This window comes from Piscinibacter sp. (genome assembly GCF_047600445.1).
In the GTDB taxonomy this organism is placed as follows: domain Bacteria; phylum Pseudomonadota; class Gammaproteobacteria; order Burkholderiales; family Burkholderiaceae_C; genus Piscinibacter.
The window spans coordinates 225,542-243,098 of the sequence record NZ_JASGKT010000001.1 but is presented as its reverse complement, the minus strand read 5'-3'; the positions used below and the strand labels follow the sequence as shown (position 1 = coordinate 243,098).

General features: G+C 73.4%; 19 protein-coding genes. 16 read left to right on the top strand and 3 right to left on the bottom strand.

The genetic code is table 11. The annotated features are described in order from the left end of the window. Positions 1 to 24 precede the first annotated feature (24 nt). The 16 genes from QM792_RS01145 (at position 25) to QM792_RS01070 (ending at position 14,755) form a co-directional block, all read left to right on the top strand. Positions 25 to 1,590: a GGDEF domain-containing protein gene (locus QM792_RS01145; protein WP_415147337.1), complete on the top strand. Its 1,566-nt coding sequence runs from the start codon at positions 25 to 27 to the stop codon at positions 1,588 to 1,590. A gap of 123 nt (positions 1,591 to 1,713) precedes the next feature. Further along, on the top strand, positions 1,714 to 2,253 hold the full coding sequence (locus QM792_RS01140; protein ID WP_415147336.1) for a phasin family protein: 540 nt from the start codon (positions 1,714 to 1,716) through the stop codon (positions 2,251 to 2,253). A gap of 31 nt (positions 2,254 to 2,284) precedes the next feature. After that, positions 2,285 to 2,959: a hypothetical protein gene (locus QM792_RS01135; protein ID WP_415147335.1), complete on the top strand. Its 675-nt coding sequence runs from the start codon at positions 2,285 to 2,287 to the stop codon at positions 2,957 to 2,959. 54 nt (positions 2,960 to 3,013) lie between these two features. Next, the gene (locus QM792_RS01130; protein ID WP_415147334.1) at positions 3,014 to 3,454 is read left to right on the top strand and encodes a hypothetical protein; all 441 of its coding nucleotides are present in this window, start codon (positions 3,014 to 3,016) and stop codon (positions 3,452 to 3,454) included. 115 nt (positions 3,455 to 3,569) lie between these two features. Then, complete coding sequence (locus tag QM792_RS01125) at positions 3,570 to 5,630, top strand: VIT and vWA domain-containing protein (protein WP_415147333.1); 2,061 nt, start codon at positions 3,570 to 3,572, stop codon at positions 5,628 to 5,630. After that, positions 5,627 to 6,460, top strand: coding sequence for an exosortase Q (gene xrtQ, locus QM792_RS01120; RefSeq protein ID WP_415147332.1), 834 nt, complete (start codon positions 5,627 to 5,629; stop codon positions 6,458 to 6,460). Before QM792_RS01125 ends, xrtQ begins: the two co-directional genes overlap by 4 nt. Beyond that, positions 6,444 to 6,977: a hypothetical protein gene (locus QM792_RS01115; RefSeq protein ID WP_415147331.1), complete on the top strand. Its 534-nt coding sequence runs from the start codon at positions 6,444 to 6,446 to the stop codon at positions 6,975 to 6,977. The genes xrtQ and QM792_RS01115 overlap by 17 nt, the downstream gene beginning before the upstream one ends. Beyond that, positions 6,977 to 8,254 carry a biosynthetic peptidoglycan transglycosylase gene (locus QM792_RS01110; RefSeq protein WP_415147330.1) on the top strand — a complete coding sequence of 426 codons (1,278 nt, stop codon included), beginning with the start codon at positions 6,977 to 6,979 and terminating at the stop codon, positions 8,252 to 8,254. Before QM792_RS01115 ends, QM792_RS01110 begins: the two co-directional genes overlap by 1 nt. A 50-nt stretch (positions 8,255 to 8,304) precedes the next feature. Then, on the top strand, positions 8,305 to 9,810 hold the full coding sequence (locus QM792_RS01105) for a S41 family peptidase (protein ID WP_415147329.1): 1,506 nt from the start codon (positions 8,305 to 8,307) through the stop codon (positions 9,808 to 9,810). 71 nt (positions 9,811 to 9,881) lie between these two features. Further along, entirely contained in the window at positions 9,882 to 11,174 is a 1,293-nt protein-coding gene (locus QM792_RS01100; protein WP_415147328.1) for an O-acetylhomoserine aminocarboxypropyltransferase/cysteine synthase family protein, read from the top strand. Between the two features lie 94 nt (positions 11,175 to 11,268). Continuing rightward, positions 11,269 to 11,889: a LemA family protein gene (locus QM792_RS01095; protein ID WP_415147327.1), complete on the top strand. Its 621-nt coding sequence runs from the start codon at positions 11,269 to 11,271 to the stop codon at positions 11,887 to 11,889. 25 nt (positions 11,890 to 11,914) lie between these two features. Then, a complete protein-coding gene (locus QM792_RS01090) occupies positions 11,915 to 12,835 on the top strand; it encodes a TPM domain-containing protein (RefSeq protein ID WP_415147326.1) in 921 nt (306 codons plus the stop codon). Next, positions 12,835 to 13,347 (top strand): TPM domain-containing protein, encoded by a 513-nt coding sequence (locus tag QM792_RS01085; protein ID WP_415147325.1) that lies wholly within the window; start codon positions 12,835 to 12,837, stop codon positions 13,345 to 13,347. Before QM792_RS01090 ends, QM792_RS01085 begins: the two co-directional genes overlap by 1 nt. 1 nt (position 13,348) lies before the next feature. After that, entirely contained in the window at positions 13,349 to 13,852 is a 504-nt protein-coding gene (locus QM792_RS01080) for a hypothetical protein (RefSeq protein ID WP_415147324.1), read from the top strand. A 14-nt stretch (positions 13,853 to 13,866) separates the two neighbouring features. Beyond that, positions 13,867 to 14,487 carry a thioredoxin fold domain-containing protein gene (locus QM792_RS01075; protein WP_415147323.1) on the top strand — a complete coding sequence of 207 codons (621 nt, stop codon included), beginning with the start codon at positions 13,867 to 13,869 and terminating at the stop codon, positions 14,485 to 14,487. A gap of 19 nt (positions 14,488 to 14,506) precedes the next feature. Further along, entirely contained in the window at positions 14,507 to 14,755 is a 249-nt protein-coding gene (locus QM792_RS01070; RefSeq protein WP_415147322.1) for a DUF3297 family protein, read from the top strand. Here QM792_RS01070 and QM792_RS01065 read toward each other — a convergent pair. The 3 genes from QM792_RS01065 to QM792_RS01055 all read right to left on the bottom strand — a co-directional run bounded on the left by QM792_RS01065 (position 14,746) and on the right by QM792_RS01055 (position 17,358). Next, positions 14,746 to 15,588 carry a DUF3014 domain-containing protein gene (locus QM792_RS01065; RefSeq protein ID WP_415147321.1) on the bottom strand — a complete coding sequence of 281 codons (843 nt, stop codon included), beginning with the start codon at positions 15,586 to 15,588 and terminating at the stop codon, positions 14,746 to 14,748. The genes QM792_RS01070 and QM792_RS01065 overlap by 10 nt on opposite strands. A gap of 83 nt (positions 15,589 to 15,671) precedes the next feature. After that, complete coding sequence (locus tag QM792_RS01060; RefSeq protein ID WP_415147320.1) at positions 15,672 to 16,679, bottom strand: DMT family transporter; 1,008 nt, start codon at positions 16,677 to 16,679, stop codon at positions 15,672 to 15,674. 37 nt (positions 16,680 to 16,716) lie between these two features. Continuing rightward, entirely contained in the window at positions 16,717 to 17,358 is a 642-nt protein-coding gene (locus tag QM792_RS01055) for a septal ring lytic transglycosylase RlpA family protein (RefSeq protein ID WP_415147319.1), read from the bottom strand. Positions 17,359 to 17,557: the final 199 nt, after the last annotated feature.

Here is a 17,557-nt window from a genome sequence, read left to right as displayed (position 1 = left end):
CCGCGCGCGGCTATGCTGCGCCGCGTGGAAGCCACGACCATCGCCTGGGTGCTGCCGCACGCGGACTTCGACGACGAAGCCGCGTTCGAGCCGCTGCGCGCGCACGGCGTGCGCGTGCTGCCCTGCGCGGCCGGCGCGGCGCTGCCGGCCGAGGCCGGCGTGCGCGTGCTGCGCTGCGCGCTGTTCGGCGACGCGCGGCGCCTGCGCCGCGAGTACCTGCTCGACGCGCGGCCGACGCTGATCGTCGCCGACACGGCCGAGCAGGAGGCCGAGGCGCTGGAATTCCTCAAGGCCCGCGACGACGTGGTGCGCGGCCTGCATCCGGTGGAACTGCTGCTGCTGCGCCTGGCGCGCCTGCTCAAGCACGCCGGCGGCGAGGCGCGGCTGCACTCGCTGCAATTCACCGACGAGCTGACCGGCCTGGCCAACCGCAAGCGCTGGCAGGCGCTGCTGACGCAGGCGCTGGCGGCGAGCGACGCGCCCGACGAGTGCCGCGCCGTGGTGCTGTTCGACCTCGACCACTTCAAGCAGATCAACGACCGCTTCGGCCACCAGGCCGGCGACCAGGTGCTGCGCGAGTCGGCCGCGCTGCTGCTCGACGCGCTGGCGCCCGGCGACCGCCTCGCGCGCTGGGGCGGCGAGGAGTTCGCCGCGCTGCTGACGCGCTACGACCGCGCCACCATCGCCGCCGACGTGCAGCGCATGCTGCAGCGCCTGGCCGAACACGTCTTCGTCGCGCCGGCGGCCGGCGGCAGCGGCTTCGAGCGGCTCGTCAACCGCTTCGACGACTCCGCGGCCGCGCCGCTGGACGGCGAGCCGATGCAGCGCATCGCGGTGTCGGCCAGCGCCGGCCTGGCCTTCGTTCGCGAGCGTTCGAGCTTCGCCGACCTGATGAGCCAGGCCGACGTGGCGCTCTACGAGGCCAAGAGCCGCGGGCGCAACCGGCTGGTCTCCTACGAGGCCTTGCAGGACGGCGCCGGCGGCGAGGAGCGCGACCTCTACGTGCGCCACTTCGAGAACGTCACGCGCGTGCTGACCGAGCGCATGACCACGCTGGTGACCAACATGGGCCGCAGCCTCGTCGAGGCGGCGCGCCGCGAGGCCAACCAGGACGCGCTGACGCAACTGCACAACCGGCGCTACTTCGACGCGCGGCTGGCGCGCGAGGTCGAGACGGCGCACAAGCGCGGCCGCGCCCTGAGCCTGGCGCTGATCGACCTCGACCACTTCCACGACGTCAACGCCACCTACGGCTACCCGAGCGGCGACCAGGTGCTGCGCCGCTTCGCCGAGATCGCGCGCCACGGCGTGCGCCTGACCGACTGGCTGGCGCGCTACGGCGGCGAGGAGTTCTGCCTGGTGATGCCCGACACCGACCGCGCCACCGCCGAGCGTGTGGCCGAGCGCGTGCGCGCGCAGGTGGCCGCCGCCGAGATCCTCAGCGTCGACCAGCGCCGCGTGGCGCTGACCGCCAGCGTCGGCGTCGCCCAGCTCGGCGCCGGCGACGACCCGCTCACGCTGGTGCAGCGCGCCAGCGAGGCGGTGCTTTCCGCCAAGCGCGCCGGGCGCAACCGGCTGGGCACGGCTTAGGGGTTTTCATCTAGATTTGCTGCAACGCAGCAATCGGCGCTTGCGTTCGTGAGCCGGGGCACTATGATGCAATCATGCTGCGATGCAGCAAAAGATTTCATCACCCTCCAAGGAGCCCTTGCCATGACGACCAACGAACAATTCGCCGCCGCCCAGAAGGCCCAGATCGCCACGCTGCTCGGCCTCGCTTCCACCGGCCTGGATGCCGCCGAGAAGCTCGTCGCGCTGAACCTCGAGACCGCGCGCGGCGCGCTCGCCGAGGCCGACGCGCAGGCGCAGGCGCTGCTGGGCGCCAAGGACATGCAATCGCTGTTCGCGCTGCAGGCCGAGTGGCTGCAGCCCGCGCCCGAGAAGGCCGGCGCCTATGGCCGCAAGCTGTACGACATCGTCTCGCGCGTGCAGGCCGAGTTGAGCGAAGTCGCCGAAGCCGGCGCCGCCGACGCGCAGCGCAAGTTCGCCGCGCTGGTCGAATCGGCCGCCAAGAACGCGCCGGCCGGCTCGGAGCAGGCCGTGGCGATGGCCAAGGCCGCCTTCGCCGCCGCCAACGACGCCTTCGGCAATGCGCAGAAGGCCGCCAAGCAGGCCGCCGAAGCCGCCGAGGCCAACATCGTCAAGTTCAGCGCCGCCACCAAGCCGGCGGCCAAGTCGCGCCGCGCCGCCTGAGGGCGCGCACGAGCGCAACCCTGGGGTGCCGATGGCTTCCCTCGGCCATGCCGGACGCCACGACGGCGACGCCGCGGCCTCGCCGTGGCGCCGCCTGGGTGCCGACAGCCCCGACGGCTGGCTCGGCACCCGTGAGCTGCCCGGCTACCGCGCCGGCGCGCTGATCGTGCGCCTCGCGGACCTGCCCGCCGTCGACCCCGCGCATCTCTACCTCGACGTGATGCGCCTGGGCGACGACGGGCACATCGACGAAACCCTGTCCGGCCCCTGCGCCGCGCTGCCGCACGGCCAGCCGCTGGACGCGCGCTCGCGCTTCGTGCGCGTGGTGGCCGAACTGCTGCGCCACGCCGCCGATGCGCGGCGCGGCCTGGCCGGGCTGGCGCCGGCGGTCAGCCTGCTGCGCGACGGCGGCATCGACGGCCCGCAGCTCGCGCTGGCGGCGCAGCAGCTCGACGCCGCCAGCAGCGAGGACGCGCTGGCCGCCACGCTCGCCCAGATGCTGGTGCTCAGCCTCGGCGAAGAGGAGGCGCTCGGCACGCTGGACACGCTGCTGGCGCGGCTGCTGCCCAACGCCGTGGCCGGCGACACGCTGGTCGAGCAGGTCGGCCTGCTGCTGCGCTGTGTCGGCCGCTTCCAGGCGCGCCGCCGCCTGCGCGAGGCGACCGATTTCGAACTGTTGCCGACGCCTGAATTGCTCGGCCTGTAGGCGCAGAATCGACCTGTCGGGGCCGCACCCGCCGGCCCGCGAGGAGAAACCGCCATGCGTGCTGCCGCCAGCCTCGTCCTGATCACCCTTGCCGCCGCGCTGGCCAGCGAGCCGGCGCAGGCCCGCCCCGGCCGCTGGCGCGGCGGCGTGAGCATCGGCATCGGCGTGCCGCTGTACGTGGGGCCGGGCTACTACGGCGGTTATTACGGGGGTTACTACAGTCCCTGGTACGGCCCTTACGGCTACCCGGCGCCGCTGGTCGTCGCGCCGCCGGCGGCGGCGTATGCCGAGCCGCCCGCGCCGCCGCCGCCGCCGAAAGGCCCGCCCGACCCGATCTTCTACCCGAGCCGGCAGCAGAGCGCCGCCCAGCTCGAGGCCGACCGCCAGGAGTGCAACCGCTGGGCCACCACGCAGCCGGCGGCGATGGCCGACGCCGGCGTGTTCCACCGCGCCACGCTGGCCTGCATGGAAGGGCGCGGCTACAGCGTGCGTTAGCGGACTTCACGCCCGCTTCACATTCCCCGCGCGCCCTTCGAACGCTCTTCGCAGCGCGCTTCCATCCTGAGCCCCGTGCCGCCGCCTGGTGCGGCACGCCATCAGGAGAAGCCGCATGCGCCGCGTTCGAGGTCCCGTCTTTCCGCTCTTCCGCCACCCGCTGCCGCCGCTGTCCAGGGGCGGCCGGGTGCTCGTCGCCGTGCTGTTCGCGATCTGGGCCTTCGCGATCAGCGTGGCCTGGACGCCCGCCTTCGCCGACGACGCGCAGGCGCCGCAGGCCGAAGGCCCGTACTTCGCGGTGGCCGGCGAGGCCGGCGTCGACGCGCTGCCGCTGAAGGCGACGCAGGTCGAGGTGCGCATCGCAGGCGCGATCGCCGACGTCACCGTCACGCAGCGCTACCGCAACGAGGGCCGGCGCCCCATAGCGGCGCGCTACGTCTTCCCCGGCTCGACGCGCGCGGCGGTGCACGCGATGCAGGTGCGCCTGGGCGGGCGCGTGCTGCACGCGCAGATCGAGGAGAAGCAGCGCGCGCGCATCCGCCACGACGCCGCCCGGCGCGAGGGCAAGACCAGCGCGCTGCTCGAACAGGCGCGGCCCAACGTGTTCACGATGAACGTGGCCAACATCCAGCCTGGCGACGACGTGCAGGTGGAACTGCGCTACACCGAGCTGGTGCTGCCCACCGAGGGGCGCTACGAGTTCGTCTTCCCGACCGTGGCCGGCCCGCGCTACCACCGCGCGGGCGAAGGCAACACCTTCCCGGCCACGGCGCACCTGAAGGAAGGGAAGGAAAGCGAGGCCTCGCGCCCGGCCTTCGCGCTGCGCGTGCATTTCGCCTCGCCGCTGCCGGTCAGCGAGCTGCGCTCGCCCTCGCACGGCATCGAGGTGGCCGGCGAGGGCACGGCGCAGGCCGAGGTCGAACTGAACGACGCCGGCGCGCGCAACGACCGCGACTTCATCCTCGGCTACCGCCTCGCCGGCGAGCGCACCGCCACCGGGCTGAGCCTGTTCCAGGGCGAGGACGGCGAGAACTTCTTCCTCGCCGTCGTCGAGCCGCCGAAGGCCATCGCCCCCGCGCAGATCAACCCGCGCGAGTACGTGTTCGTGGTCGACATCTCCGGCTCCATGCACGGCCAGCCGCTCGCCACCGCGAAGACGCTGCTGCGCAACCTGATCGGCAAGCTGCGCCCCGGCGACACCTTCAACGTGCTGCTGTTCTCCGGCAGCAGCCAGATGCTGGACGCCGCGCCGGTGCCGGCCACGCGCCAGAACATCGAGCGCGCCGTCGCCGTGATCGACCAGGCGCGCGGCGGCGGCTCCACCGAGATCGTGCCGGCGCTCAAGCGCATCGCCGCGCTGCCCAAGGCGGCCGACGTGGCGCGCAGCGTGATCGTCGTCACCGACGGCTACGTGACGGTCGAGAACGAGGTGTTCGCGCTGATCCGCCGCAACCTCGGCAACAGCAACGTGTTCGCCTTCGGCATCGGCAGCGCGGTGAACCGGCACCTGATCGAAGGCATCGCGCGCGCCGGCCAGGGCGAGCCCTTCATCGTCACCCGGCCCGAACTCGCGGCGGCGCAGGCCGAGCGGCTGCGCAAGATGATCGACAGCCCGGTGCTGACGAACCTGCGCGCGCGTTTCGAGGGGCTGGACGTCTACGACCTCGAACCCGCGTCGCTGAATGCGCTGCCCGACGTGCTGGCCGGCCGGCCGGTGCTGATCCAGGGCAAGTGGCGCGGCGAGCCGCGCGGCCAACTGGTGCTGGAAGGCCAGGCGGCCACCGGCGCGCACGTCGACGTGGTGCCGGTCGCGGCGCCCGATGCGCAGGCCGGCGCGCTGCGCCAGTTGTGGGCGCGCAGCCGCATCCAGCAGCTCTCCGACCAGGAGGCGCTCGAAGGCGGCAGCGGCCAGCGCGAGGCGATCACCGCGCTGGGCCTGCGCTACAGCCTGCTGACGCAGTACACCAGCTTCATCGCGGTCGACCAGATCGTGCGCGGCAGCGAAGCGGCGGTGCCGGTGGACCAGCCGCTGCCGCTGCCGCAGGGCGTCGGCAACCTGGCGGTCGGCGAAGTGGGCGCCGCGGTGCCCAGCACGCCGGAGCCGGGCGCGTGGCTGTCGCTGCTGGTGGTGCTGGCGCTGGTGGGCGCCGCGCTGGCCAAGCGGAGCAACTGGTGAGCGCGGCGACGCTGAACGCGCTGCGCTGCCGGCCGACCTACCTCGCGCCGGCCGCCTGGCTGGGCTTGCAGGCGGCGGCGCTGTGGCCGCACGGCGCGTGGCTGCTGGCGCGTGTGCAAGACGGCTCCGACGAGCCGCTCGGCCTGGCCGCGCTGGCGCTGCTGCTGATGCTGCTGGCGGCGCGCGCGCACACGCTGCGCCTCGCGCCGCGTACCGGCTGGCTGGGCGCCGGCGTGGCGCTGACGCTGGCCGCGAACGCCGCGCTGCCGATCGCGCCGCCGCTGGCCTGCGCGCTGCTGGCCGCGCTGGCGCTGGCGGCGGCGCTGCTCGCCTGGCTGCCGGCCGACGCGCCGCGCGCGCCGCTGGCCGGCCTGGTGCTGCTGGCGCTGCCGTGGATCGCCTCCTTGCAGTATTACGGCGGCTATCCGCTGCGCGTGCTGACCGCGCAGGCCAGCGCCTGGCTGCTGCGCGCGGCCGGCATCGCGGCCGAGCGCAGCGGCGCGGCGATGCGGGTCGAAGGCCGGCTGGTGATCGTCGACGCGCCCTGCTCGGGCGTGCAGATGGCCTGGATGGCCTGGTTCTGCGCCTGCGCGGCGGCGGCGCTGAGCGGCCAGCGCGACGCGCGTTTCCTGCGCCGCCTGCCCTGCGTCGGCCTGATCGTGCTGGCCGGCAACGTGCTGCGCAACAGCCTGCTGGTGGCGCTGGAAGCGCGGCCGCAGGGCCTGGCGAGCGCGCTGCACGAAGGCATAGGCCTGCTGGTGCTGGCGCTGGTGTGCGCCGGCGTGATCGTGGTGATGGGCAAAGGAGCGCGTCGTGAAGCCCTCGTCTGAGCTCTGGCAGCGCCACTGGCCGGCGCTCGCCGCGGCCCTGCTGGCGCTGGCGGCGGCGCTGCCGCTGGCCTCGGCGCGGCGCGCTGCGGCCGCGCCGCCGCGCCACGTCGAGTGGCCGCGCGAGTGGGAGGGCCGCGCGCTGCGGCCTTTGGCCACCAACGCGGTCGAACAGCGCTTCGCGGCGCGCTTCCCGGGCGCGATCGCGCGCTTTTCCGACGGCGAGCGCGTGCTGGTGCTGCGCCGCGTCGACGCGCCGACGCGCATGCTGCATCCGGCGGCCGACTGCTTCCGCGGCCTGGGCTACCGCATAGAACACGCGCAGCTCGAACACGATGCGCGACGGCGCTTGTGGCGCTGCTTCGAGGCCGAAGGCGACGGGCAGCGGCTGCGTGTCTGCGAACGCATCGAAGGCGAGGACGGCGAGGACTTCGTCGATGCCTCGGCGTGGTTCTGGGCCGCCGCGCTGGGCCGCTCGCAAGGCCCGTGGCAGGCCGTCACCGTGGTGGAGGCCTTGTGATGAGGGCGCTGCCGAAGTTCATGGCCGGCGCGCTGGCGGCGCTGCTGCTGGCCGCCGTGCTGCTCGCCGCGTTGGCCTGGCATGCGCTCGCGCCGCGGCCGGGCGAGTGGGCGATGGCTTTGCGCGTCTGGAAGTTCGAACGCCAGGCCAGCGTGCCCACGCTGCTGCGCTGGGCCACGCACCCGCTGGCGCTGCCCTGGCTGGACGGACGCCGGTTCGGCGACTGGCAGGTGCACACCGAAGGCGAAGGCGCGCACCGGCTGGCGGCGCGCTGCGCGCCCTGCCGCGTGCGGCTGGGCGGCCTCGGCTCGCAGCCCGTCGTGATCGACGAAGCGCGCCTGAGCATCGACATTCGCGGCGCGGACCGCTTCGACGGCACGCTGCGCCTGGGCCGCGGCGAACGCCCGGCCACGCTGGCCTGGCGCGCCGAACTGCAACACGACGGCCTGGGCGTGCATGCCGAGCTGCCGGCCACGCCGCTGGCGCGTGTGCTCGCGGCGTTCGAGGCATCCATCCCCGAGCTGCGGCAAGCGCAGGTGCAGGGCAGCGTCGCGCTCGGGCTCGAAGGCCGGCTCGACGCCGCCGGCTGGCGCGTCACCAAGCTCCGGCCGACACTCGCCGACATCGCCGTCGCCGGCCTGGGCACCGAGGCGCTGCGCGATGTCGACGTGGCGCAGCGCTGCCGCCCGCAGCCGGACGGCGGCCGCATCGAGGGCTGGATCCAGAACGCGGTGATCGCCGCCGAGGACCAGCGCTTCTTCGAGCACCCCGGCTACGAACTCGACGCCTGGGTGGCGGTGCTGAAGGCCAACCAGCGCGTCGACTCGCGCTCGGGCGGGCTGCTGCAAGGCGCGAGCACCATCACCCAGCAGCTCGCCAAGCTGCTCTACACCGGCGACGAGCGCGACGCCGCGCGCAAGCTGCGCGAGTGGCTGTACGCGGTGGAGATGGAGCGCACGCTCGGCAAGGGCCGCATCCTGCAGCTCTACCTCGCGCTGCTGCCCTGGGGCGACGGCGTCTGCGGCGCCGAGGCCGCCGCGCGCCACCACCTCGGCAAGAGCGCGAACCGGCTCAAGCCGCGCGAGGCCGCCTGGCTCGCCAGCCTGCTGGTCAACCCCGACCAGCAACTGCGCCGCTGGGGCGCCGACGAAGCCGGCGCGCGCGAACGCGCCGCCTGGGTGCTCAAGGGCATCCGGCGCCTGCCGCGCGAGCGCCGCGAGGCCGAGCTGGACGCGCTGGTGGCGTGGCGGCCGCCGGTCGGGCGCGTGGACCGGTGACGACATAATGGGTTTCATCCGATGACAAACCCCGGGGAGGGGACACGCTCATGACACTCGGCAGCGCGGCAACACGGTTCGGAGTCCTGGCGATCTGCGTCGCGCTGTCGGCCTGCGGCGGGGGAGGTGGCGGCGGCGGCGGTGGTGGTGGCGACGGCACCACGCCCCCGGACGGCGGCAGCGCCGCGCTGGCGCAGCAGTGCTCGGCCAACAACCCCTACCGCGCCGACGCCAGGAGCGCGCCGAAGGCGGGCAGCCTGGCCACGGAGAAGCGCTGGGTCCGTGCGTACGTCGACGAAGCCTATCTCTGGTTCGACGAGGTGCCGGCGGTCGACGCCGCGCAGCCGCTGTTCAGCAGCGACACGCCGGCGGGCTTCTACGACGCCATCGACAGCTACTTCAGCGCCTTGACGGCCGTCGGCAAGGACCGCTTCAGCTTCACCTACCCGACGAAGGCCTGGAACGCCCTGTACCAGTCGGGGCAGATGGTCGGCGACGGCATCCAGTGGCACTACGACTCGCCGACACCGCCGCGCAACATGCGCGTGGTCCACGTGCAGCCCGGCTCGCCCGGCGACATCGCCGGCGTGCTGCGCGGCGACACGCTGCTGTCGGTGGACGGCGTCTCGGCCGACGACGGCACCTCGGCGGGCGTCACGGTCCTGAACGCGGCCTTGTTCGGCGCGAACACCACGGCCCACAGCTACGTGTTCAGCCGCCGCGGCGTGGCGCTGGGCGCCAAGGCCATCGCCAGGATCGCCAACTTCATCACCGAGCCGGTGCCGCAGACCTCGGTGCTGACGGCCGCCGACGGCGGCAAGGTCGGCTACCTGCTCTTCAACGACCACATCGCGACGGCGGAGGGCCGGCTGAGCGCGGCGATCGACACCCTCAAGGCCCAGAACGTCAGCGACCTGGTGCTGGACCTGCGCTACAACGGCGGCGGCTACCTCTACATCGCCAGCGAACTGGCGTACATGATCGCCGGCCCCAACCCCACCAGCGGCAAGACCTTCGAGACGCTGCGCTTCAACCGCAAGCGCAGCAGCGAGAACGAGGTCACGCCCTTCTACAACACGTCCACGCAGAGCCAGCCCCTGCCCACGCTGAACCTGCCGCGTGTCTACGTGCTGACCGGCCCAGGCACCTGCTCGGCCAGCGAGGCCATCATCAACGGCCTGCAAGGCGTGGACGTCACGGTGCGCCGCATCGGCGGCACCACCTGCGGCAAGCCCTACGGCTTCCTGTCGCAGGACAACTGCGGCATCTCCTACTTCCCGATCGAGTTCGAGGGCGTCAACGCCAAGGGCTTCGGCGACTACGCCGGCGGCTTCACGCCCGACTGCACGGTGGCGGACGACCTGGAGCATGCGCTCGGCGATGCCTCCGAGGCGCGCCTGTCGGCCGCGCTGACGCTGCGCGCCACCGGCGCCTGCCCGGCGGGCACGGCCGGCGCGGCCGCCCGGGCGCAGGCCCAGCGCGCCGGCGCGGCGCTCGCCGCCGGCACGCTGGTCAAGCACCCGGCGCGCGAGAACGCCTACCGCGGCGGCCGTTGATGCTTATGCGGTTCGTGTCGCGGCGGCGCGCCTAGACTCGCCGCTTCGCCCGCCACCCAGGAGACACCCGCATGACCCGCGACACCAGCCAATGGCGTTTCGAGACCAAGTCCGTGCACGCCGGCTACGCGCCCGAGCCGACGACGCACGCCGTCGCCGTGCCGCTGTACCAGACCGTGGCCTATTCGTTCGACAGCGCGCAGCATGGCGCCGACCTGTTCGACCTGAAGGTGCCTGGCAACATCTACACGCGCATCATGAACCCGACGCAGGCGGTGCTCGAAGAGCGCATCGCCGCGCTCGAAGGCGGCATCGCGGCGCTGGCGCTGGCCTCGGGCCAGGCGGCCATCACCTACGCGATCCAGACCATCGCCGAGGCCGGCGACAACGTCGTCGCCAGCAACGCGCTGTACGGCGGCACCTACAACCTGTTCGCGCACACGCTGCCGCAGTACGGCATCCAGGTGCGCTTCGCCGACTACCGCGACCCGGCGAGCTTCGAGCCGCTGATCGACGCGCGCACCAAGGCCGTGTTCGTCGAGTCGCTCGGCAACCCGCAGGGCAACATCACCGACATCGCGGCCATCGCCGCGATCGCCCACCGGCACGGCGTGCCGCTGATCGTCGATAACACCGTGCCCAGCCCCTACCTGTGCCGGCCCTTCGAGCACGGCGCCGACATCGTCGTGCACTCGCTGACCAAGTACCTCGGCGGCCACGGCACCAGCCTGGGCGGCGCGATCGTCGACAGCGGCAAGTTCCCCTGGACGCAGCACAAGGAACGCTTCAAGCGCCTGAACGAACCCGACGTCAGCTACCACGGCGTGGTCTACACCGAGGCGCTGGGGCCGGCGGCCTACATCGGGCGGGCGCGCGTCGTGCCGCTGCGCAACATGGGTGCGGCGATCTCGCCCTTCAACGCCTGGCAGATCCTGCAGGGCGTGGAGACGCTGGCGCTGCGCATGGACCGCATCTGCGACAACGCGCTGGCCGTGGCGCGGCACCTGAAAAAGCACCCGAAGGTGGCGTGGGTGAACTACGCCGGGCTGGAAGACCACCCCGACCACGCGCTGGCGAAGAAGCTGCTCGGCGGGCGCGCCTCCGGGCTGCTGACCTTCGGCGTCGAGGGCGGGCGCGCCGGCGGCGAGCGCTTCCTCGACGCGCTGCAGCTCTTCACGCGGCTGGTCAACATCGGCGACACCAAGTCGCTGGCCACGCACCCGGCCTCGACCACGCACCGCCAGCTCTCGCCCGAGGAGCTGAAAAGCGCCGGCGTCGGCGAGGAGACGGTGCGCCTGTGCGTGGGCATCGAGCACATCGCCGACCTGCTGGCCGACCTGGACGCGGCGCTGGACAAGGCCTGAGGCGCGCCGCGCGGGATTGAATTCCGGCCGGCCGGCCCCAGATCGGGCAGCGCGGGGGAGTACCATCCCCGCGCTTCACTGGGGAGAACCGACCATGACCTTCTCGCTTTCCCGCCGCCTGCTCGGCGCCGTCGCCGTGCTGCTGTCCGCCCTCGCGCTCGGCGGCTGCGGCTACAACGACTTCCAGCGCCTCGACGAGCAGACCAAGTCGGCCTGGTCCGAGGTGCTGAACCAGTACCAGCGGCGCGCCGACCTGATCCCGAACATCGTCGCCACCGTCAAGGGCGAGGCCAACTTCGAGCAGGAGACGCTCACCAAGGTGGTCGAGGCGCGCGCCAAGGCCACCTCGATCCAGGCCACGCCCGAACTGATCAACGACCCGGCGGCGTTCCAGAAATTCCAGGCCGCGCAGGGCGAGCTGTCGGGGGCGCTGTCGCGCCTGATGGCGGTGGTCGAGAACTACCCCAACCTGAAGGCCAACCAGGGCTTCCAGGACCTGCGCGTGCAGCTCGAAGGCACCGAGAACCGCATCACCGTGGCGCGCGGCCGCTACGTCAAGGCGGTGCAGGACTACAACGTGCTCGCGCGCAGCTTCCCGACCAACCTCACCGCGATGCTGTTCAGCTACAAGGTGAAGGAGAACTTCAGCGTGCAGAACGAGGCGCAGATCTCGCAGCCGCCGGCGGTGAGTTTCGACAAGCCGGCGTCGAAGTAAGCGCGACTCGCCGCGATTCGCCGTGATGCGCCTCGCGCGCTCCCTCCTCGCCGCGCTGCTGGCCGCGCTGGCGGCCGTGGCGTTCGCGCAGCCGCTGCGGCCGGTGCCGCCGCTGTCCGGCCGCGTGATCGACCAGACCGGCACGCTGACGCCGGCGCAGCAGCAGGCGATGAGCGACAAGCTCGCCGCGCTGGAGGCCAGGCGCGGCACGCAGCTCGTGGTGCTGCTGGTGCCCAGCACGCAGCCCGAGGACATCGCCGCCTACGGCCAGCGCGTGGCCGACCAGTGGAAGATCGGCCGCCTCGCGGTGGGCGACGGCCTGCTGATCGTCGTCGCCAAGGAAGACCGGCGCGTGCGCATCGAGGTCGCCAAGGCGCTCGAAGGCGCGGTGCCCGATCTGGCGGCGCGCCAGATCATCGGCGACGTGATCAGCCCGGCCTTCCGCCGCGACGACTTCGCCGGCGGGCTGAACGCGGCGATCGACCGGCTCGACGCGCGCATCGGCAACGAGGGCCTGCCCGAGCCGAACGCCGCGCCGCAAGGGCCGCTGCCGCCCTCGGGCCAGGGCTTTCAGTTGCAGGACCTGGCCCTGTTCCTGTTCGTCGCCGTGCCCATCATCGGCGCGGTGCTCACCGGCATCTTCGGCCGCAAGCTCGGCTCGCTGGCCACCGCGGCGGCGGCCGGCGGCATGGGCTGGTGGTTCAGCGCGAGCGTGGCGCTGGCCGTGGGCGTGGGTGTCGTCGCGCTGATCCTGGTGATGGTGCTGGGCATAGGCGCGGCCACGCGCGGCGCCGCGCGCGGCACGCGCCACGGCGGGCCGCCGATCATCTGGGGTGGTGGTGGCGGCGGCTTCGGCGGGGGTGGGGGCTTCGGCGGTGGCGGCGGTGGTTTCGGCTCCGGCGGCGGTGGTGATTTCGGCGGCGGCGGCGCGTCGGGAGACTGGTGATGGGCAGGCTCGCGCGCATCCTCAAGCACCGCTGGCTCGACGAAGGCGACCTCGCGCGCGCGCTCGACGACGCCGCGCTCGGCCGCATAGAGCGGCGCGTCGCCGCGAGCGAGAAGCGCCACAGCGGCGAGATCCGCGTCTGCGCCGAGGCCGGGCTGCCGCTGAGCTACCTGTGGCGCGGCGCGAGCACGCGCGAGCGCGCACTGACGATGTTCGGCAAGCTGCGCGTGTGGGACACCGAGCACAACAACGGCGTGCTGATCTACCTGCTGCTGGCCGAGCACCACATCGAGATCGTCGCCGACCGCGCGCTGGACCGCCTGGTCAGCGCCGAGCAGTGGCAGGAGGTGATGGCGCACATGCGCGCCGCGTTCCGGCAGGGCGAATTCGAGGCCGGGCTGAACGCCGCGATCGACGCGGTCGATGCGCTGCTCGCGCGCCACTTCCCGCTCGCGCCGGGGCAGGCCAATCCCAACGAGCTGCCGGACCGGCCCACGCTGCGAGGCAACTGACGTGAAGCCACGCGGGTCGAACACGGCGCTGCTCCTGCTGCTGATGGCGCTGGGCGCCTTCGTCTGGCGCACGTCGGCGGGCCTGCCGCCGGTGGTGGCCTCGCATTTCGGCGCCGATGGCGCGGCCGACGGCGCGATGGCCCGCGGCAGCTACCTCGTGCTGATGCTGCTGCTGGTGGTCGGCCTGCCGCTGCTGATCGGCTGGCTGGTGCCGGTCGTGGCGGGCGGCGAGGGCCGGCACCTCAATATCCCGAACCGCGCCTACTGGCTCGCGCCCGAGCGCCGCGCCGCCACGCTGGCCTTCGTGTACGGCCACCTGCGCTGGTTCGCCGCGGCGGTGGCGCTGTTCCTCGCCTACGTGCACCTGCTGGTCGTGCGTGCCAACGCGCAGCAGCCGCCGCAGCTCTCGTTCTCCGACATCACCGGCGCGCTGCTGGTGTTCTTCCTGGCGCTGGCGGCCTGGATGGCCGTCCTGTGGGCGCGCCTGCGCCGGCGCGACTCCTGAAACCTTTTTCCACCATGAACAAGACCACCCGCCGCCTCCAACGCCGCCCGCTGCTGCTCGCCCTGGCCGCATTGCCGCTCGCCCCGCTGGCCGCCTGTTCGAAGAAGGACGCCGAAGCCACCTCGGCCGCCCCGGCCGCCGCGCCCGCCGCCGCGCGCAAGCCCAACGGCATCGAGGCCTACGCCATCGCCGAGCGCGGCCACGGCTTCACGGTCGGCGCGATGATGGCGGCCAACACGGTCTACGTCTTCTTCGACACCACCTGCCCGCACTGCGCCGAGCTGTGGGCCGCGTCGCAGCCGCTGCTGAACCGCTTGAAGATGGTGTGGATGCCCATCGGCCTGCTGCGCTCGCAGTCGGGCCCGCAGGGCGCGACCATCCTCGCCGCGCCCGACCCCGCCAAGGCGATGGCCGAACACGAGGCCAGCCTGCTCGCGCGCGGCGGCGGCATCGGCGTGGCGGCCAAGCTGCCCGAGGACATCGTGCAGAAGGTCAAGGACAACACCGAGCTGTTCCGCCAGTTGCAGGCCGACAGCGTGCCGCTGATCGTCTACCGCAATGCGGGCAGCGGCCAGCACGGCATGCACGCCGGCGCCGTCGACACCGCCGGGCTGGCCGCGCTGGCCGGCATCTGACGGGCCGACAATCGCCGCCATGAGCGACACCCCGAGCAAACCGCCCCTGCCCGACCGCCTCTCGATCGACCCGCGCAGCCCGCACCACGTGGCCGCGGTGTTCGAGCACGAGGTCGGCATCCGTTTCAACGGCGCCGAGCGCGCCGACGTCGAGGAATACTGCATCAGCGAAGGCTGGGTGCGCGTGCCGCACGGCCGCACGGTCGACCGCAAGGGCAACCCGGTGATGCTGAAGCTGAAGGGGCGGGTCGAGGCGTTTTATCGCTGAGCCGCCACCGCCTGCCGGAACCCCGCCAGCCAGCCCTTCAACCGGCGCTCGTTGGCCAGCCCGACGCGCACCATGATCTTCTGGCCCGACGACAGCGCTTCCAGCGCCGGGTCGGTGTATTCGTAGCGCACCCAGGGCCGCGTCGAAGGCACCTCGCCTTTCACCTCGACCAGCGCAACCGCCGGCGGCCGCGCCGGCTCGGGGGCGGCGAGCAGGTGGTCGATCACCTCGACGAGGCGGTCGTTGAAGTGGCCCTTCGGGTAACCCAGCTCGACGTAGGCCTGCTGGAACAGCGGGTACAGGCGCCGGTACAGCGCGGCGGCCTGCGAGGGCTCGACCGAGGCGACGAAGGCGACGAAGGGTTGGTAGCGGCGGGCGTTGTCGGCGCCTATCAGTTGCGCATCGCCGGCCGCGAGCAGTTGCAGCCGGCCCGGCGTGGCCTGCACCGGCCACAGGCGCGAGGCGGCCATGCCGCGCGCCAGGTTGTCGACGGTGACGACCACGCGGCGCACGAAGCCGTCGGTGGCCAGGAAGGTCAGCACGCCGGAGCGGCCGACCAGCCCGGCCAGCGCCTGGCCGAGCAGCGCGTCGGAGTCGGCCAGCGCCGGAAGCGGCGCGGCGCTGGCGGCCGGCTCGGGCTCGATCGGGTGCTCGGGGCCGGCCTCGGCGAGCGGCGGCGTCGCGGCGGGTGGCGTGGCGGGTGCCGGCGACGCGGCCGGCGCCTGGGCGCGCGGCGGGCGCGGCGCCGGCTGGCCGCGCGTGAACCACCAGGCCGCGCCGCCGGCCAGCGCCAGCACGGCGGCGGTGATCAGGGCGATGGTGCGGGTCTGCATCGAAGGGCCTCCTCGCGGGTCTGGCGACCGCTGTGCGACCCCGCAGCCCAGGCCGGCGTTCCGCCCGCCTTGTATCAGCGTGCTCAGTTCGGATGCGCCTCGGCCACCTCCGGGCCGGACCCGGCGCGCAGCGCCCACAGCACGCCGGCCACCAGCAGCACGATGCCCGCCAGCGTGGCCGGCTGCGGCCACTGGCCGCGCAGCACGAAGGCGTAGGCGAGCGCCGACAGCGTCTCGAACACGATCAACTGGCCGACGATGGTGGGCGGCAGGCGCTGGCTGGCCTCGTTCCAGCACAGCGTGCCCAGCCAGGAGGCGAACAGGCCGATGGCGAACATCAGGCCGACGAACTGCCAGGCGCGCGGGCCCAGCGGCATCTCGAAGGCGTTGCCCGACAGCGCGAACCACAGCCAGGTCAGCGCGTAGCCGAGCAGCGCCAGCGGCAGCGTCGCCAGGCCCTGCGCGGTGGCCCAGCCGCGCGGGCTGCGCTCGGGGTGGGCGCGCAGCCATTCGGCGTTGCGGATCGGGTACCAGGTCCAGCAGGCCACCGCGCCCACCGCCAGCAGCGCGCCGAGCGCGTAGCGGCCCAGGTCGGCGGCCGGGTCGGCGCGCAGGTGCTCGAGCTCGACCTGGTTGACCAGCGCGATGCCCAGCGCGATCAGCGTCAGCGAGGGCGCCAGCGCGCGCCAGCGCAGCGGCGCCTCGCGACGCGTGCCCGCGCGGTGGCCGCGCGCCTTGGCGGTGATCGCGATCACCACCGGCAGCGTGCCGATGATCATGGTCGGCAGCGGCCCGCCGGCGCGCTGGATCGCGCTGGCGAGGAACAGGTAGTAGACGATGTTGCCCACCAGCGCCAGGCGCAGCGCCTCGCGCCAGTCGGCCCGCGTGAGCTGGCGCAGCGCGGCGCGGTCGAACCAGGCCAGCGGCAGCGCGATCAGGCCGAAGGCGAGGTAGCGCCCGAAGCTGTGCAGCGCCGCCGGGTACTCGGGCAGCAGCAGCGGGCCGACGAACACCAGCCCCCACATCAGGCCGGCGGCCAGGGCGAACAGGGTTCCGGTGACGGTGGCGGAGACGGCGGCGGCGGGGCTCATGACGGCGGCGATTGTCCGCCAGCGCCGTTCACGCAACCTACTCGGTCGGCGAGGCGTCGGCCATGCGCTGCGCCGGCAGCTTCCAGGCGCCGCTGCGGATCTCGGGGTGCGTCAGGCGGCGCAGCTCCACCGTCGCGACGCCGGTGATGCCGAGCTTGCGCGCCGCGGCGCGGCTGAGGTCGATGATGCGGCCGTTCTTGAACGGACCGCGGTCGTTGACGCGCACCACCACCTCGCGGCGGTTCTTCGGGTTGCGCACCACCGCGTAGCTCGGCAGCGGCATGGTCTTGTGCGCCGCCGTCATCGCGTTCATGTCGTAGACCTCGCCGCTGGCGGTGCGGCGGCCGTGGAAGGGGCGGCCGTACCACGAGGCGATGCCGCGCTCGGTCATCGGCACGTCGGTGTTCTCGGGGTCGTACAGCTCGCCCTTGATCTCGTAGGGCAGGTTGGGCGCGCCCTGCGGGATCGCGGCCACGCGCGGCACCGCGTCGGGCGGGTGCGTGTAGGGCACGGCCGCGCGCGCGGCCGGCGCCGCGGGCGATGGCGTCGGCGTGGGCTCGGGCGCCGGTTCGGGCGCGGCCACCGGCGCCTCGGCGGGCGCCAGGCCCGGCAGGCGCAGGCTGCCGCAGCCGGCAAGCAGCGTCAGCAGGCCGAAGGCGAGCAATCGGGCGCATCTCATGCCGCCAGTGAACGGCAGGCCACGCCGCCGCGGGCGCGGCGCAGATGTTTCACGGCCGCGCGGTGTGACAAGCGGCCGGAACGCCCGGCCGCGAAGGGGGAAGGTGCAAGTAACCGCAACCGCGCGCTGCGGCGCCGGCGCAACGGCGCTTGCAGACGGACACCGATGCGCGCTGCCGGCCTCTCCAGTCGCGCCGGCG

What these genes read in the sequence shown, in the direction of transcription:
- QM792_RS01140 (WP_415147336.1), top strand. Translation starts at nt 1,714, where the DNA reads ATGACGACCAACGAACAATTCGCCGCCGCCCAGAAGGCCCAGATCGCC.
- QM792_RS01135 (WP_415147335.1), top strand. Translation starts at nt 2,285, where the DNA reads ATGGCTTCCCTCGGCCATGCCGGACGCCACGACGGCGACGCCGCGGCC.
- QM792_RS01130 (WP_415147334.1), top strand. Translation starts at nt 3,014, where the DNA reads ATGCGTGCTGCCGCCAGCCTCGTCCTGATCACCCTTGCCGCCGCGCTG.
- QM792_RS01125 (WP_415147333.1), top strand. Translation starts at nt 3,570, where the DNA reads ATGCGCCGCGTTCGAGGTCCCGTCTTTCCGCTCTTCCGCCACCCGCTG.
- QM792_RS01110 (WP_415147330.1), top strand. Translation starts at nt 6,977, where the DNA reads ATGAGGGCGCTGCCGAAGTTCATGGCCGGCGCGCTGGCGGCGCTGCTG.
- QM792_RS01105 (WP_415147329.1), top strand. Translation starts at nt 8,305, where the DNA reads ATGACACTCGGCAGCGCGGCAACACGGTTCGGAGTCCTGGCGATCTGC.
- QM792_RS01100 (WP_415147328.1), top strand. Translation starts at nt 9,882, where the DNA reads ATGACCCGCGACACCAGCCAATGGCGTTTCGAGACCAAGTCCGTGCAC.
- QM792_RS01095 (WP_415147327.1), top strand. Translation starts at nt 11,269, where the DNA reads ATGACCTTCTCGCTTTCCCGCCGCCTGCTCGGCGCCGTCGCCGTGCTG.
- QM792_RS01090 (WP_415147326.1), top strand. Translation starts at nt 11,915, where the DNA reads ATGCGCCTCGCGCGCTCCCTCCTCGCCGCGCTGCTGGCCGCGCTGGCG.
- QM792_RS01085 (WP_415147325.1), top strand. Translation starts at nt 12,835, where the DNA reads ATGGGCAGGCTCGCGCGCATCCTCAAGCACCGCTGGCTCGACGAAGGC.
- QM792_RS01075 (WP_415147323.1), top strand. Translation starts at nt 13,867, where the DNA reads ATGAACAAGACCACCCGCCGCCTCCAACGCCGCCCGCTGCTGCTCGCC.
- QM792_RS01070 (WP_415147322.1), top strand. Translation starts at nt 14,507, where the DNA reads ATGAGCGACACCCCGAGCAAACCGCCCCTGCCCGACCGCCTCTCGATC.
- QM792_RS01065 (WP_415147321.1), bottom strand. Translation starts at nt 15,588, where the DNA reads ATGCAGACCCGCACCATCGCCCTGATCACCGCCGCCGTGCTGGCGCTG.
- QM792_RS01060 (WP_415147320.1), bottom strand. Translation starts at nt 16,679, where the DNA reads ATGAGCCCCGCCGCCGCCGTCTCCGCCACCGTCACCGGAACCCTGTTC.
- QM792_RS01055 (WP_415147319.1), bottom strand. Translation starts at nt 17,358, where the DNA reads ATGAGATGCGCCCGATTGCTCGCCTTCGGCCTGCTGACGCTGCTTGCC.